This is a genomic window from Curtobacterium luteum (assembly GCF_014646995.1).
GTDB classification, from domain to species: Bacteria; Actinomycetota; Actinomycetes; order Actinomycetales; family Microbacteriaceae; genus Curtobacterium; species Curtobacterium luteum.
This window is the reverse complement of the sequence record NZ_BMOI01000011.1, coordinates 62527-78521: the sequence shown is the minus strand read 5'-3', so window position 1 is coordinate 78521 and position 15995 is coordinate 62527. Positions and strand designations below refer to the sequence as shown.

The window sequence follows — 15995 nt, the reverse complement described above, 5'->3', positions numbered from 1 at the left end:
CCGTCGGACGTGGCCCGGCCTGGAGGCCCGGATCGCCTCAGCGGACCGGCTTGCGGTACCAGGCGGTCGCGTTGGGGTTCTCGTTGAACGGTGCGACGCGCGCGTAGCCCCGGCTGCGGTACATCGAGCCCGCCGCCACGAGCGAGTCGTTCGTGTCGAGCACGACCGCGGTCGCGCCGAGCGCTCCGGCAGCCGCCTCGAGCTCGTCCATGACCGCCGTCGCGACCCCGCGGCCCCGGCCCTCGGGGGTGACGTACACGTGCTTCACCTCGAAGCGGACGTCGACCCCGCCGTCCTCGGTCCGGCCGTCCGCGATGCGGCGCAGCCCGCCGCACCCCACCGGGACGGCGTCGTCGTACGCCACGACGAACACCCCGTCCGGCACCGTGAACTCGGCGGCCGGCGTGCGCTTCCGCGCGTAGGTGCCCTGGGCGCGCGGGAAGGTGCGCTCGCGCTCGTCGAGGTACGCGTCGAGCAGGGCGTCGACCTCCGGTGCGTCGGCGGGCACGGTCCTGACGTCGAGCGGCATGCCCCGATCCTAGGATGGTGGGCATGGTCACTCCCGTCGCCGTCGTCGGCGCCACCGGTCGGCTCGGGGCCCTCGTGGCCTCGGTGGTCGAGGAACTCCCGGACTTCGAGCTCGTCGCACGGCTCTCGTCGAAGGACGGCGCGCACGAGGCCCCGCCGTCGGTGTTCGGCGACGCGGCGCTCGTCGTGGACGTCACGGTCCCGGCGCTGAGCCCGGCGATCGTCGAGAACGCGCTCGTCGCAGGGGCGAACGTCCTCGTGGGGACCTCCGGCTGGTCGCAGGACCGGCTCGCGAAGCTCCGCGCCGGCCTCGAGGCCCGACCCGACCAGGGCGTGCTCGTCGTCCCGAACTTCTCGATCGGGTCCGTGCTCGGCACCCACCTCGCGACGATCGCCGCGCCGTGGTTCCCCTCGGTGGAGATCGTTGAGACGCACCACGCGGGCAAGGTCGACTCGCCCTCGGGCACCGCCGTCCGCACCGCGGAGCTCATCGCCGACGCCCGCCGCGAGGTCGGTCCGGTCGACGCTCCGCACGTCGACCAGCGCGCCCGCGGGCAGCAGGTCGCGAGCATCCCGATCCACTCGCTGCGGCTGCCCGGCGTGAAGGCCGTGCAGGACGTCCTGCTCAGCGGTCCCGGCGAGACCCTGACGATCCGGCACGACACGAACGACGACGTCGCCTACGTGGCGGGGATCCGAGCGGCCCTGACCGCGGTCGGCTCGATGCGCGGGCTGACCGTCGGGCTCGGCAGTGTCCTCGGAATCGGCTGAGGGACGACCGTGCTGAAGTCCGCCCGGTCACCGTTCTGGGTCGCCGCGCTCATGGCGGTGCTGCTGGTGCTCTACATCGTGCTCGTCGGGCAGCGGGCGGTCGCGTTCATCGCCACGGGCATCCCGATCGGCATCGGCATCGGCGTGGCGCTCTTCGTGGTCGCGGCGATCGGCGCGGTCCTGCTCGTCCTCGAACTCCGCTTCGGCTTCCGGATCACCCGGCTCGGCGCACGGCTCGAACGGGAGGGCGGCGCACCCGACGACGTGGTCGACGTGCGACCGTCGGGACGTCCGGCGCGTGACGCTGCCGACGACCTCTTCCCCCGGTACAAGGAGGCGGTGGAGCAGGACCCCGCCGACTGGCGCGGCTGGTACCGACTCGGCGTCGTCTACGACGCCGCCGGTGACCGCAAGCGGGCGCGGGCCGCGATGCGCGAAGCGCTCACCAGGGCGCGCGGCTGACGGCCTGGAGGGACGTGGCGGGGCCGCCCCGGGCCTCCAGGCCGTCTGCTGGTCGCGTTCAGAACGCGGCGTCGACGGCGTCCTCGGCACGCGCGTACCGGAACGTGTAGCCCGACTCCAGGAGCTTGGTCGGCACCATCTGCTGGCTCGACAGCAGCATCTCGTCGGCGGCATCCCGGAGGACGAGGCGTAGTGCGAACTCGGGCATCCGGAACAGGTAGGGGCGGTGCAGGTCCTCGGCGACGCGGTGGGTGATGCGGTCGGACACGGCCGGCTCCGGTCCCGCCAGGTTCACCGGACCCGACACCCCGGCGGCCTCGGGGCTGGTGGCGAGGTGCACGATCGCGCCGACCTCGTCGTCCAGGGCGATCCACGGCCAGAACTGGCCGCCGGTGCCGAGCCGACCGCCGAGACCCGCCTTCGTGAGCGGGGCGAGTGGTGCGAGCGCGCCACCGCCCTGCCCGACGACGATGCCGGTGCGCAGCGTGACGACGCGGACGCCGTCCGGGGCGGCGTTCGCGGCCGCCTCCCACGCGACGCACACCTCGGCGAGGAAGCCCGTGCCGGGAGCGGCATCGTCCTGCAGGACGTCGGAGGGGCGGTCGCCGTAGACGCCGGACGCCGAGCCGGACAGGAAGAGCGCCGGCGGGTTCGTCGTGTGCCGCATCGCCTCGACGAGCGTCTCGGTGGCGGACACGCGCGACCGCAGGATCTCCTGCTTGTACGCGGCGGTCCAGGGCAGCTTGCCGATGCTCGCGCCGGCGAGGTTCACCACGACGTCCGCGCCGTCGATGACCGCGGGGTCGAGGGGTCGCGAACCCGGTGCCCAGCGGAACTCGGTGGGGGAGCGGGGGTCGCGCCGCACGAGCGTGGAGACGTGGTGCCCGGCCTCGCGGAGCGCCCGGACGAGCGGGGTGCCGATGAAGCCGGACGCGCCGGCGACGACGATCGAGAGCGGTTGGGGGGTCGTGTCGGCCATGGGGACAACGGTACTCAGGAGCCTGGAGGTCGGGGCCGCGCCCGGCTGTGAGGTCGCCGTTGTGGGTGGTCCCGTTTAGGCTCGTGGCGTGACCGACGAGACCGTGCAGCCCGATCCCACCGTCCCGACTCCGTACGAAGACCTGCTGCGTCGTGTGGTCGAGGAAGGCGCGCCGAAGGGCGACCGCACCGGCACCGGCACGCGGAGCATCTTCGGCGCCCAGCTGCGGTACGACCTGTCGGAGGGCTTCCCGCTCGTCTCGACGAAGCGCGTGCACTTCAAGTCGGTGGCGTACGAGCTGCTGTGGTTCCTGCGCGGCGACGGCAACGCCCGTTGGCTGCAGGAGCACGGTGTCCGGATCTGGAACGAGTGGGCGGGCGAGGACGGCGACCTCGGACCGGTGTACGGCGTGCAGTGGCGCTCGTGGCCGACGCCCTCCGGCGAGCACGTCGACCAGATCGCCCAGGTCATCGAGCAGATCCGCAACGATCCGGACTCCCGTCGCCTCATCGTCTCCGCGTGGAACGTCGCGGACGTGCCCGACATGGCGCTCGCCCCGTGCCACGCGTTCTTCCAGTTCTGGGTCAACGACGGCAAGCTCTCGTGCCAGCTCTACCAGCGGAGCGCGGACATGTTCCTCGGCGTGCCGTTCAACATCGCCTCGTACGCGCTCCTCACCCACATGATCGCGGCGCAGACCGGGCTCGAGGTCGGCGACTTCGTGTGGACCGGCGGCGACTGCCACGTGTACGACAACCACGTCGAGCAGGTCCGCGAGCAACTGACCCGCACGCCGTACCCGATGCCGACGCTGACGCTCGCGCCGCGCGACTCCATCGACGACTACGTGTACGAGGACATCGAGGTCGTCGGGTACCACCACCACCCGTCCATCGCGGCCCCGGTCGCCGTCTGATGGTCGAGGGTGTGCTGCCCGACGGCTGGACGGAACCCGTCCGCGGGGTCGGCATGGTCTGGGCGCGGTCGGTCTCCGGCGTGATCGGGGCCGACGGCGGCATCCCGTGGCACGTCCCGGAGGACCTCGCCCACTTCCGGACCGTCACCGGCGACGCCACCGTCGTGATGGGTCGTCGCACGTGGGAGTCCCTCCCGCCGCGCTTCCGGCCGCTGCCCGGGCGGCGGAACGTCGTGCTCACCCGCGACGCGGCATGGAGCTCCTCGGAGGCCGCAGTCGGCGCCGAGGTGGTGCACGACCTCGCGACGGCGCTCGACACGGACGGGCCGGTCTGGGTGATGGGTGGGGGAGCGGTGTACGCCGACGCGCTGCCCTTCGCCGACCGGGTCTCCGAGACGATCGTCGACGTCGAGGTCCCGGGGGACACGGTCGCGCCGGAGCTCGGTGCGGGGTGGACCCTCGTCGACGAGGGTCCGTGGCAGGAGTCCCGCGTCGACGGCACGCGCTTCCGCTTCCTGGAGTGGCGCCGCGCCGAGCGCGCGCGCTCGTAGCGCGCGCCGCGCGCCGCGCGCCGCGCGCCGCGCGCCGCGCGCCCGCCGCCGCCGCCGCCGCCCACGGGTGCCGGTGCGTTCCGTTTCCGCACAACCAAAGTCCGCGCACACCGCGGAAACGCGTGGTGCGCACTGACCTTGGTTGTGCGAACGCGAACAACGCCGTGTGCGCGCGAGCGGCCCACCGTCCGGGCGGACTGCGGCCCCGTCGCCCGACCCCGGTACGCTGGTCTCCGTGTCCACGCGTGAGAATCCCTTCGGTCAGGTCCTCGTCGCCCTCGTGACCCCGTTCACCGCCGACGGCGAGGTCGACTGGCCGGGCGTCGAGCAGCACATCGACGACTGCATCACCGCCGGCGCAGACGGCATCGTCGTCACGGGCACCACGGGTGAGACGTCCACGCTCACCGACCCGGAGAAGCTCCGCCTGGTCGAGGTCGGCAAGTCCGTCGCCGCCGGTCGCGCGAAGATCATCACGGGCGGCGGCTCGAACGAGACCGCGCACGCGATCCACCTCTACAAGCAGAGCGAGAAGGCCGGCGCCGACGGCGTCATGATCGTCACGCCGTACTACAACAAGCCGACGCAGGCGGGCGTGCTCACCCACTTCCGGATGATCGCGGACGCCACCGACCTGCCGGTCATCCTCTACGACATCCCTGGCCGCACCGGGATCCCGATCACGTACGAGACCATCGTGCGGGCCTCGCACCACCCGAACATCCTCGCCGTGAAGGACGCCAAGGGCGACTTCGCCGAGGTCTCCCGGGTGCTCAACAACACCGACCTCATGTACTTCTCGGGCGACGACACGAACGTGCTCCCGCACCTGTCGATCGGGGCCACGGGGCTCATCGGCGTGACGGCGAACATCACGTCGACGCCGTACCGCACGATCGTCGACGCCGTGAACCGCGGCGACCTCGCGACCGCGACCGCCGAGCACAAGCGCGTCGAGCCGCTGGTCCGTGCGATCATGACCCACGTCCCCGGGACCGTCGCGGCGAAGTACGTGCTGCACGGACTCGGCCGCATCGGCAGCCCGCGCGTCCGGCTGCCGCTCGTCGGCCCCGAGGACACCGAGGCGTACGCCATCGAGACCTCCCTCGAGGCGGTCCGGGACATCCCGGGCGCCGACTTCTCGAACTTCCGCCCCGACCGCAACGCAGCGGCCGGCGGCGCACTGCCGAAGGTGCCAGGCACCACACGTTAGGAAAGACCGCGGCGCAGCGGTAGCGCGTCGCACGACAGTCAGGACCGAATGCCCACCCAGATCTCCACACCACAGCCGCTCGAAGCCGGCACCCTCCGCGTCGTCCCCATCGGTGGGCTCGGCGAGATCGGTCGCAACATGACCGTCTACGAGTACGAGGGCAAGCTCCTCGTCGTGGACGCCGGCGTGCTGTTCCCCGAGGAGCACCAGCCCGGCGTCGACCTGATCCTGCCGGACTTCGCGCCCATCCGGGACCGCCTCGACGACGTCCTCGGCGTCGTGCTCACGCACGGCCACGAGGACCACATCGGCGCCGTCCCGTACCTGCTCAAGCTCAAGGGCGACATCCCGCTGATCGGCTCCACGCTGACCCTCGCGCTCGTCGAGGCGAAGCTCAAGGAACACCGGATCAAGCCGTACACGCTCGTCGTCCAGGAGGACCAGACCGAGCAGCTCGGCCCGTTCCACCTCGAGTTCGTCGCCGTGAACCACTCCATCCCGGACGCCCTCGCCGTCGCGATCACGACCCCCGCCGGTCGGGTCCTGCACACGGGTGACTTCAAGATGGACCAGCTCCCGCTCGACGACCGCATCACCGACCTCCGCGCCTTCGCGCGGCTCGGCGAGCAGGGCGTCGACCTGTTCCTGCCGGACTCCACCAACGCCGACGTGCCGGGCTTCACCGCCCCGGAGCGCGACATCGGGCCGGTCCTCGAGAACATCATCGCGCGCGCCCGCAAGAAGGTCGTCGTGGCGAGCTTCTCGTCGCACGTCCACCGTGTGCAGCAGGTCCTCGACGCCGCGGCCGCCGCGAACCGCAAGGTCGCGTTCATGGGCCGGTCGATGATCCGCAACATGACGATCGCCGCCGAGCTCGGCTACCTCCGCGTGCCGGACGACGTGCTCATCGACACGAAGAAGGCGAAGAACGTCCCGGACGACCAGATCGTCTACATGTCGACCGGCTCGCAGGGCGAGCCGATGGCCGTCCTGGCACGCATGGCGAACCTCGAGCACCAGATCGAGATCGGCGAGGGCGACACCGTCATCCTCGCGTCCTCGCTCATCCCGGGCAACGAGAACGCCGTCTACCGCGTGATCGACGGGCTGACCAAGCTCGGCGCGAAGGTCGTGCACAAGGGCAACGCGAAGGTGCACGTCTCCGGGCACGCGAGCGCCGGCGAGCTGCTGTACTGCTACAACATCCTCCGGCCGAAGAACGTCCTGCCCGTGCACGGCGAGCACCGCCACCTCTACGCGAGCGCCGACCTCGCGATCCAGACCGGTGTCCCGCCGCGGAACGTCATCCTCGGGCAGGACGGCATCGTCGTCGACCTCAAGGACGGCGAGGTGCGCGTCGCGGGCCAGCTCGACATCGGGTACGTCTACGTCGACGGGTCGACCGTCGGCGAGATCACCGACGCCGACCTGAAGGACCGCCGTGTCCTCGCGGAGGAGGGCTTCATCTCCATCTTCTGCGCCGTGGACTTCACCACGGGCCAGTGCGTCGTCGGCCCGGAGATCCAGTCGCGCGGGTTCGCGGAGGACGAGTCGGTGTTCGACGACGTCCGTCCGCAGATCGCCAAGGCGCTGGCCGAGGCCGCCGCGAACGGCACGCGTGACCAGCACGCCTTCACCCAGGTGGTCCGGCGCACGGTCGGGCGCTGGGTGAACTCGAAGCACCGTCGTCGCCCGATGATCGTCCCGGTGGTCATCGAGGCGTAGTCGCGTCCGCCGGTCGCGCTCGCGCGCGGTCCGGCCTGGAGGCCCGTCACACGTCCGTCACGGACGCTGCGGCGGGCCTCCCTCGCTTTGTCCTGGGCGGGGATTAGGGTTCTGCCCATGGCCGGAGGCACCAAGTCGACCACGCGCTCACGCGCGTCCTCGTCGTCGCGCACGAGCACGACGCGCGGGACGTCGCGCACCCAGGCCACGACGAAGAAGCTGCCACCGGCCAGCCAGCCCCCGGTCTTCCGTGAGCAGAACCCGCTCGTGACGGCGTGGCTCGCGATGGCCCACGGCGTCGGCGCCCTCTTCCGCGTGCTCGGCAAGGAGTCCCTCGAGAAGGACCAGCGGCGCGACGGCTTCCCGTTCCTGCTCGTCCTGCTCGCCATCGCCGGTGCCGTGGTCGAGTGGCTCAACCCGACGAGCGCGGTGTCGGTGAACCTCGACGCGTACACGTTCGGTGGACTCTTCGGCCGTCTCGCCTTCGCGCTGCCGGTGATCATGGTCGTGTTCGCCGGATGGCTGTTCCGGCACCCGGCGTCGGTGCACGACAACACCCGCATCGGGATCGGCCTCGGGATCCTGCTCGTCTCGATCTCGTCGCTGTGCCACGTCTTCGGCGGCACCCCGAGCGCGTCCGACGGCATGCCGGCCCTCGCCGCCGCCGGAGGTGTGCTCGGCTGGGTCGTCATCGGGTGGCTCGTCACGATCGCGACCGCGTGGGTCGCCGTCCCGGTCGCAGTCGTGCTGCTGGTGCTCTCGCTCTTCATCATCACGAAGACGCCGCCGAACAAGACCGGCCGCCGCCTGCACGAGCTCTACGCCTACCTCTTCGGCGCCCCCGCGCCCGCCCCTGCGGACGACGCGGTCGATACCGCGCCGGAGTCGACGTCGCGGAAGCCCCGCGGCAAGGGCAAGAAGGACTCGCAGGAGTTCCAGCTCTTCGACGACCTCGGCTTCGGCGAGGACGGAGCACCCGGCGACGAGTCGGTCGAGACCGTGCCGTGGTGGCGCCGCAACAAGTCCGGCCGCGAGGAAGAACCGGCCTTCGACAGCCCCGTGCTGCCCGCCGCAGCGACGCAGGCCGCCCCGCCCGTGCCGCCGTCGGCCTCCCCGAACGCCGGAGCCGCCGCCGGACTCGTCGACCACACGCCGGCCGAGCCCGGATCGGTGAACCTCAACGACTCGATCGAGCAGGAGCTCGAGCACGCCGAGCAGGCCCTGCGCGACTTCGGCGCCGAGGTGCCCGCCGCACCCGCGCGCGTGGCCGAGCCGACGGTGGGCGAGGCGACCCGCCCGGATGCCGGCGTGTCCCCGGTGGTCTCCCCGAGCCTCCCGGCCGAGGACCCCGTCGACGACCCGGCCGACGCGGCCGACGGCCTGTCCGCCGCAGCCGACGACGAGGACCCGGACAAGCCGTACCGTCTGCCGGCGGCGACCACGCTGAGCGCGGGGACCCCGTCGGTGGCCCGCAGCCAGGCGAACGACGACATCGTCGCGGCGATCACCGGCGTGCTCACCGAGTTCAAGGTCGACGCGAAGGTCACCGGGTTCTCCCGTGGACCGACGGTGACGCGCTACGAGATCGAGCTCGGTCCCGGCGTGAAGGTCGAGCGGGTCACCGCGCTGTCGAAGAACCTGTCGTACGCCGTCGCCTCGAACGAGGTGCGCATCCTCTCGCCGATCCCGGGCAAGAGCGCGATCGGCGTCGAGATCCCGAACACCGACCGCGAGACGGTGTCGCTCGGCGACGTCCTCCGGTCGAACGCGGCCCGCAAGTCGAAGCACCCGATGACGATCGGTGTCGGCAAGGACGTCGAGGGCGGCTTCGTCGTCGCGAACCTCGCGAAGATGCCGCACCTGCTCGTGGCCGGCTCCACCGGCTCCGGCAAGTCGGTGTTCATCAACTCGATGATCACCTCGCTCCTGATGCGCGCGAAGCCGTCCGAGGTACGCATGGTCCTCGTGGACCCGAAGCGCGTCGAGCTCTCGATCTACGCCGGGGTCCCGCACCTCATCACGCCCATCATCACGAACCCGAAGAAGGCGGCGGAAGCGCTGCAGTGGGTCGTGAAGGAGATGGACATGCGGTACGACGACCTCGCGTCGTTCGGGTTCCGCCACGTCGACGACTTCAACAAGGCGATCGAGAACAACGAGATCATCCTGCCGGCGGGGAGTGAGCGGAAGCTCAAGAAGTACCCGTACCTGCTCGTGGTCGTGGACGAGCTCGCCGACCTCATGCTCGTCGCCCCGCGCGACGTCGAGGAGTCGATCGTCCGCATCACCCAGCTCGCCCGTGCCGCGGGGATCCACCTCGTGCTCGCGACCCAGCGCCCGTCGGTCGACGTCATCACCGGCCTCATCAAGGCGAACGTGCCGTCGCGCGTGGCCTTCGCGGTGACGAGCGTCACCGACTCGCGGGTCATCCTCGACCAGCCGGGTGCCGACAAGCTCATCGGCCAGGGCGACGCGCTCTTCCTGCCGATGGGCTCGTCGAAGGCCCTGCGCGTGCAGGGCGCCTGGGTGCAGGAGAGCGAGGTCGCCGAGGTCGTGCAGCACGTCACCCGGCAAGCCCGACCCGAGTACCGCCAGGACGTCCAGGCCGTGGTCGAGCGCAAGGAGATCGACGCGGACATCGGCGACGACCTCGAGCTGCTCCTGGCCGCGGTCGAGCAGGTCGTGTCGACGCAGTTCGGCTCGACGTCGATGCTGCAGCGCAAGCTCCGCGTCGGGTTCGCCAAGGCCGGACGCCTCATGGACCTCATGGAGTCCCGCGACATCGTCGGACCGTCCGAGGGGTCGAAGGCCCGCGACGTCCTCGTCACGCCGGACCAGCTCCCGGGGGTGCTCGCGAAGCTCCGGGGCGAGGAACCCCCGGCCGCCGCTCCCGTCGCTCCCGCTGCTGCTGCGCCGGTTGCGTCCGCGCCGGACGACGGCGACCGGTACGGGGACGACCCGGTGGCGGACATGACGCGCGGGTACCCTGAGGAGGACGACGGACCGGACGAGGACGCGTGGGGACTGACCGGCAGGGAGTGAGTGCGATGACCAGCACCGAAGGCGCGCACAGTGCGGCGCAGTTCCCCTGGCGAGGGCGACTGATCCGCAAGGGCGACGGGCCCGCATCGACCGCGAACGTGGCGAACATCATCACGGTCGTGCGCATCCTCATGGCGCCGCTGTTCTTCGTCCTGCTGCTCGCGGACGGCGGTCAGGACGGCTCGCTGCGCATCTGGGCCGCGGTGCTCTTCGTCGTCGCGATCATCACCGACAGTGCCGACGGCATCATCGCTCGGCGCCAGAACCTCGTCACGGACTTCGGCAAGCTCGTCGACCCGATCGCGGACAAGGTCCTCATCGGCGGCGCGCTCGTGGCGCTCTCGATCCTCGGCGAACTGCCCTGGTTCGTCACCGTCCTGATCATGGTGCGGGAGATCGGCATCACCGTGTTCCGGTTCGCCGTGCTCTCGGACCGGGTGATCCCCGCGAGCCGTGGCGGGAAGATCAAGACCGTCCTGCAGGCCGTCGCGATCACGCTCGCGCTGTTCCCCTGGTGGCAGCTGGTCGGCGACTGGGCGCACGTGGTCAACACCGTCCTGATGACCGCCGCACTGCTCGCGACCGTGCTCAGCGGACTCGACTACCTCTGGCAGGCGTGGAAGCACAACCGGGCCACGGCGTGACGACGGACGTCGACGGCTCCGCGCGCGAGGTCGTCGCTGCGCTCACCGCCCGGGGCGAGACCGTCGCCGTGGCGGAGTCGCTGACCGGTGGGCTCGTCGTCGCGACGCTCGTCGGTGTCCCCGGTGCGAGTGCCGTCGTCCGTGGTGGTGTCGTGGCGTACGCGACGCCGGTGAAGCACACGGTGCTCGGCGTCGAGGCGGACCTGCTCGCCGAGCGCGGCGCCGTCGACCCCGAGGTCGCCCGGCAGATGGCCGCGGGTGTCCGCTCCGCACTGTCCGTGGACGGGGAGCCCGCGACCTGGGGGATCAGCACGACGGGTGTCGCGGGCCCGGACCCGCAGGACGGCAAGCCGGTGGGCACGGTGTTCGTCGGCATCGCGTCGGCGGAACGCGCCGTCGCCTGGGAGCTGCACCTCTCGGGTGACCGCACGGCAATCCGGGAGGGCACGGTCTCCGAACTCCTGGCACGGATGTCGTCCACGGCGAACGGCGCTCTCCCCACCGCGGGGGAATAGGCACCGTTTCCACTGGGTTACATCTGACGCAATCTCCAGCAGGACCGCAGCCCGAGTGGCTAGCATGCTGCAACCGGCAACGCTAATGTTGCCGGACCTCTCCCGATCGACCCGGTCGGGCGGGCGCGGAGACGACAGGAAGGAGGAGTTCTCATGGTTCTCGTTCGTCAGGAGATCGGCGACGTCCTTCGGGACTTCCGCTTGCAGAAGGGCCGGACCCTCCGTCAGGTCGCGTCCAAGGCCAGCGTCGCACTCGGCTACCTCAGCGAGGTGGAGCGCGGACAGAAGGAAGCCAGCTCCGAGATCCTCGCTTCGGTCGCCGACGCACTGGACACCCCCATCTCCACGATCATGCGTGAGGTGGGCGACCGTCTCGCGGTCGTCGAGGGGCTCACGCCCGTCCCCGACACGCTGCCCGACGAGCTCGTCGCCGAGTTCGACAACGACCTCGCGGTGCGCTGACCCGCACTGCTCACGAACACCCCCGCCGGTCCGCCGGTGGGGGTGTTCTCGTTAGGGTGGTCGGGTGCGTGTGAGTGAGTTCTGGCGAGCGGTCGACCAGGTGTTCGGCGAGGCCTACGGCGCGGTCGTCACCCAGGACGTCGTCCTCGAGGCGATCGGTGGCCGCTCCGCTGCCGACGCACTCCGCGCCGGCGTCGACGCGCGGACGGTCTGGGAGGCCCTGTGCGACTCGCAGGACGTCCCGCTGGAGCGCCGCCACGGCAAGGGCCTCGCCGAACCGAAGGACTGATCCGCGCGTCCGAAACTCTGTTCGGCGTGTCGCTCGAACACGTGTTCTACCGGTGGTAGCTTCCTGCACAACGGACTCGTCCGGGTGTTCCTTCCACAGGCGGTGTGGACGTCGGCAGTGATGTCGGTGGCCAGCCGTAGGTTGAACGACATCGGGACAGGCCCGACGCCTTGTCGCAGAAGCACCGGCCTTGCAGCACCGGCCGGGGTGGCGCGACAGCCTACAGGCAGCCGACATCCAGCACGAAGGAAGCGCACCATGCCCTCACCCCAGGACCGCGAGAAGGCCCTCGAGACCGCTCTCGCCCAGATCGATCGTCAGTTCGGCAAGGGCACGGTCATGCGCCTCGGCTCGGACGAGCGTGCACCCGTCTCCATCATCCCCACCGGCTCGGTCGCGCTCGACGTCGCGCTCGGCATCGGCGGGCTCCCGCGCGGTCGCATCATCGAGATCTACGGGCCGGAGTCCTCCGGTAAGACGACCCTGACGCTCCACGCGATCGCCAACGCCCAGCGCAACGGCGGCATCGCCGCGTTCATCGATGCCGAGCACGCCCTCGACCCCGAGTACGCGAAGAAGCTCGGCGTGGACATCGACGCCCTCCTCGTCTCGCAGCCCGACACCGGTGAGCAGGCGCTCGAGATCGCCGACATGCTCGTCCGCTCCGGGTCCATCGACCTCATCGTCGTCGACTCGGTCGCCGCGCTCGTGCCCCGTGCCGAGATCGAGGGCGAGATGGGCGACTCCCACGTCGGTCTGCAGGCGCGCCTCATGTCGCAGGCGCTCCGCAAGCTCGCCGGTGGGCTCAACCAGACGCAGACGACGATGATCTTCATCAACCAGCTGCGCGAGAAGATCGGTGTGTTCTTCGGCAGCCCGGAGACCACCGCGGGCGGCAAGGCGCTCAAGTTCTACGCGTCGGTCCGCCTCGACATCCGCCGCATCGAGACGCTCAAGAGCGGTACGGACGCGGTGGGCAACCGCACTCGTGTGAAGGTCGTCAAGAACAAGATGGCCCCGCCCTTCAAGCAGGCCGAGTTCGACATCCTGTACGGCGTGGGCATCTCGCGCGAGGGCTCGCTGCTCGACTTCGGTGTCGATCACGGCATCGTCAAGAAGTCCGGCGCCTGGTACACGTACGACGGCGACCAGCTGGGGCAGGGCAAGGAGAACTCGCGGTCGTTCCTCATCCAGAACCCGGAGATCGCAGCCGAGATCGAAGGCAAGATCCTGACGAAGCTGGGCGTCGGCGCCGCGAAGGACGCCGCGGCCGAGGCCCCGGTCGACTCGATCGCGCCGAAGCTCGCCGAGCGCAAGGGCGCGTGACCTCCTCCGACAGGGGCACGTCCCGCGGTGACGACGACCTCGCACCGGTCACCGACCTGTTCGGTGCGAGGTCGCGTCGCGGATCGAGCGGGCCCGGTCGTTCGGCCGGTCGCTCGGTCCCGCCCGTGACGAACTCCGATGGCACGCCCGAGCCCGACACGGACGCTGTGACCGCCGACGCTGTGACCGCCGAGGCTGCGACCGCCGAGGCTGTCGCAGCCGAGGCTGCTGCTGCCGAAGCCCGGTTCGCGCCCACGACCGAGACGTCGAACGGTCTGGACGCCGACGCGCCGGTACCCCTCCGGGGTGCGCGCGCCCAGGCTGAGTGGCTGTCGCCGGTGGTCGGTGACGCCTCCGGTCGGAGCGTCCGTGCGGAACGGGCCGGTTACGACCACGGCGCCGAGGCCGACGCCCCGAGCGCGTCGGTGTTCTCGATCCTCGGCGGCGAGGAGCTCGACCCCGAGGACGCACCTCGACCCCTGGACGAGCAACGCGCGGACGCCGAGCGATTCAGCATGCGGGCGCTCGGCCGACGTGGGGTCAGCACATCCGAGATGCGGCAGACACTCGCGAAGCACGACCTCGACGCGGACGTGGTCGAGGGGGAGATCGAACGACTGACCCGGGTGGGGCTCCTCGACGACGTGGCACTCGCGACGGACCTCGTCGACCGCCTCCACGAACGCAAGGGTCTCGGCCGGCAGGGTGTCGTCGCGGAACTCCGTCGCCGGGGCATCGACCAGGTCGCGATCGACGCGGCACTCGAGGCAGCGGCGGACGACTCCGACGACGAGTTCGTGCGGGCCCTCGAGCTCGCGGCCAAGCGTGCGGGACAGCTGCGTGGCCTCGATCGGGCGACTGCGGAGCGCCGGCTCTCCGGGTTCCTGATGCGCAAGGGCTACGGTTCAGGCGTGGTGCGCATCGCGGTCGAGCGCGCGCTCGACGGCACGGCACGCCGGCCTGGTCCGGGCGGCGGCAGCGTCCGGTTCGAGTAGCGCCGAGGGTCGGCACGGCGAGCGTCGGGGCGACCTCGTGGACGCCGTGCGGCGACCTACACTGGAGGGATCATGGCCACCGTCGAAGCGCGCCCCCGCACCTACGAAGTCCGCACCTACGGGTGCCAGATGAACGTGCACGATTCGGAGCGGCTCAGCGGGTCGTTGCGCGCCGCCGGGTACGTCGCGGCCGACGGCGAGCAGGCGGACGTGGTCGTCATCAACACCTGCGCCGTGCGCGAGAACGCGGACAACCGGCTGTACGGCAACCTCGGACACCTCGCAGGCATCAAGCGTGAGCACCCGGGGATGCAGATCGCGGTCGGCGGCTGCCTGGCGCAGAAGGACAAGAACGTCATCCTTGAGAAGGCGCCGTGGGTCGACGTCGTCTTCGGCACGCACAACATGGGTTCCCTCCCGACCCTGCTCGAGCGTGCGCGCCACAACGACGAGGCACAGATCGAGATCCTCGAGTCACTCGACGTCTTCCCGTCGACGCTGCCGACCAAACGCGACTCCACCTACAGCGGATGGGTCTCGATCTCCGTCGGCTGCAACAACACCTGCACCTTCTGCATCGTGCCGTCCCTCCGCGGCAAGGAGAAGGACCGTCGCCCCGGCGACGTCCTGGCGGAGATCCAGGCACTCGTCGACGACGGAGCGATCGAGGTCACGCTCCTCGGGCAGAACGTCAACTCCTACGGCGTGGAGTTCGGCGACCGGCAGGCGTTCGGCAAGCTCCTGCGAGCGGCCGGGGCGATCGAGGGCCTGGAGCGCATCCGCTTCACCAGCCCGCACCCGGCGGCGTTCACCGACGACGTGATCGACGCGATGGCGGAGACGCCGAACGTCATGCCGCAGCTCCACATGCCGCTGCAGTCCGGTTCGGACCGCATCCTCAAGGCCATGCGCCGGAGCTACCGGAGCGAGCGGTTCCTCGGCATCCTCGACCGCGTGCGCGCGAAGATCCCGCACGCGGCGATCTCCACCGACATCATCGTCGGGTTCCCGGGGGAGACCGACGTCGACTTCGAGGACACGCTGCGCGTCGTCGAGGCCTCGCGGTTCGCCTCGGCGTTCACGTTCCAGTACTCGATCCGTCCGGGTACGCCGGCGGCAACCATGCCGGACCAGCTCCCCAAGGCGGTCGTGCAGGAGCGGTACGAGCGGCTCACCGCCCTCCAGGAGCGCATCACGGCTGAGGAGAACGCCGCGCAGGTCGGTCGGAGCGTCGAGGTCCTCGTCGCGACCGGTGAGGGCAAGAAGGACGACGAGACGCACCGCCTGTCCGGCCGCGCCGAGGACTCCCGGCTCGTGCACTTCTCCGTCCCCGCGGGCTCCGACGTGCCACGGCCCGGTGACGTCGTCACGGTCGAGGTCACCCGCGCGGCGCCGCACTTCCTCATCGCGGACAACGACGGCCCGCTCCGCATCCGCCGGACCCGCGCGGGCGACGCGTGGGACCGGGCGCAGGCGGAGAGCTGCGGCGTCCCGGCGCCGACGGCCGCGGGCACGGACGGGCCGCGACCGGTGTCGCTCGGTCTCCCGACCCTCCGTGTCGACCGCTGACCGCGACG

The 15995-nt window shown here is 71.0% G+C and carries 16 protein-coding genes; 14 read left to right on the top strand and 2 right to left on the bottom strand.

Annotation, left to right across the window (positions count from 1 at the left end; genetic code table 11):
* Positions 1–37 precede the first annotated feature (37 nt).
* The gene (locus IEY20_RS12670) at positions 38–529 is read right to left on the bottom strand and encodes a GNAT family N-acetyltransferase (RefSeq protein WP_175328434.1); all 492 of its coding nucleotides are present in this window, start codon (positions 527–529) and stop codon (positions 38–40) included.
* Between the two features lie 23 nt (positions 530–552).
* Between IEY20_RS12670 and IEY20_RS12665 the strand changes: the two genes are divergently transcribed.
* Positions 553–1299: a 4-hydroxy-tetrahydrodipicolinate reductase gene (locus tag IEY20_RS12665; protein ID WP_031273473.1), complete on the top strand. Its 747-nt coding sequence runs from the start codon at positions 553–555 to the stop codon at positions 1297–1299.
* A gap of 51 nt (positions 1300–1350) precedes the next feature.
* On the top strand, positions 1351–1761 hold the full coding sequence (locus IEY20_RS12660) for a tetratricopeptide repeat protein (protein ID WP_042726604.1): 411 nt from the start codon (positions 1351–1353) through the stop codon (positions 1759–1761).
* A gap of 58 nt (positions 1762–1819) precedes the next feature.
* Here the strand turns inward: IEY20_RS12660 and IEY20_RS12655 are convergent, their stop codons facing one another.
* The gene (locus IEY20_RS12655) at positions 1820–2740 is read right to left on the bottom strand and encodes a TIGR01777 family oxidoreductase (protein ID WP_175328433.1); all 921 of its coding nucleotides are present in this window, start codon (positions 2738–2740) and stop codon (positions 1820–1822) included.
* 88 nt (positions 2741–2828) lie between these two features.
* On the opposite strand from IEY20_RS12655, the gene IEY20_RS12650 reads away from it, so the two are divergent.
* The 12 genes from IEY20_RS12650 (at position 2829) to miaB (ending at position 15987) form a co-directional block, all read left to right on the top strand.
* On the top strand, positions 2829–3656 hold the full coding sequence (locus tag IEY20_RS12650; RefSeq protein WP_022903607.1) for a thymidylate synthase: 828 nt from the start codon (positions 2829–2831) through the stop codon (positions 3654–3656).
* Complete coding sequence (locus IEY20_RS12645; protein ID WP_175328432.1) at positions 3656–4207, top strand: dihydrofolate reductase; 552 nt, start codon at positions 3656–3658, stop codon at positions 4205–4207. Before IEY20_RS12650 ends, IEY20_RS12645 begins: the two co-directional genes overlap by 1 nt.
* Before the next feature lie 235 nt (positions 4208–4442).
* Positions 4443–5420, top strand: a complete 978-nt coding sequence (dapA, locus tag IEY20_RS12640) for a 4-hydroxy-tetrahydrodipicolinate synthase (protein ID WP_022903605.1) — start codon at positions 4443–4445, stop codon at positions 5418–5420.
* Positions 5421–5468: 48 nt separating this feature from the next.
* Positions 5469–7145, top strand: a complete 1677-nt coding sequence (locus IEY20_RS12635) for a ribonuclease J (RefSeq protein ID WP_175328245.1) — start codon at positions 5469–5471, stop codon at positions 7143–7145.
* Between the two features lie 117 nt (positions 7146–7262).
* Positions 7263–10187, top strand: coding sequence for an FtsK/SpoIIIE family DNA translocase (locus tag IEY20_RS12630; RefSeq protein ID WP_175328244.1), 2925 nt, complete (start codon positions 7263–7265; stop codon positions 10185–10187).
* A gap of 5 nt (positions 10188–10192) precedes the next feature.
* Complete coding sequence (gene pgsA, locus IEY20_RS12625) at positions 10193–10831, top strand: CDP-diacylglycerol--glycerol-3-phosphate 3-phosphatidyltransferase (protein WP_175328243.1); 639 nt, start codon at positions 10193–10195, stop codon at positions 10829–10831.
* Positions 10828–11346 (top strand): CinA family protein, encoded by a 519-nt coding sequence (locus tag IEY20_RS12620; RefSeq protein WP_175328242.1) that lies wholly within the window; start codon positions 10828–10830, stop codon positions 11344–11346. The genes pgsA and IEY20_RS12620 overlap by 4 nt, the downstream gene beginning before the upstream one ends.
* A gap of 153 nt (positions 11347–11499) precedes the next feature.
* On the top strand, positions 11500–11808 hold the full coding sequence (locus IEY20_RS12615; protein WP_058725115.1) for a helix-turn-helix domain-containing protein: 309 nt from the start codon (positions 11500–11502) through the stop codon (positions 11806–11808).
* Positions 11809–11872: 64 nt separating this feature from the next.
* Complete coding sequence (locus tag IEY20_RS12610; protein WP_175328241.1) at positions 11873–12097, top strand: DUF3046 domain-containing protein; 225 nt, start codon at positions 11873–11875, stop codon at positions 12095–12097.
* Between the two features lie 258 nt (positions 12098–12355).
* A complete protein-coding gene (gene recA / locus IEY20_RS12605) occupies positions 12356–13423 on the top strand; it encodes a recombinase RecA (RefSeq protein WP_022904314.1) in 1068 nt (355 codons plus the stop codon).
* A gap of 125 nt (positions 13424–13548) precedes the next feature.
* Entirely contained in the window at positions 13549–14418 is an 870-nt protein-coding gene (locus IEY20_RS12600) for a regulatory protein RecX (protein ID WP_175328240.1), read from the top strand.
* Between the two features lie 72 nt (positions 14419–14490).
* Complete coding sequence (gene miaB, locus IEY20_RS12595; RefSeq protein WP_175328239.1) at positions 14491–15987, top strand: tRNA (N6-isopentenyl adenosine(37)-C2)-methylthiotransferase MiaB; 1497 nt, start codon at positions 14491–14493, stop codon at positions 15985–15987.
* The last annotated feature ends 8 nt before the right edge of the window (positions 15988–15995 follow it).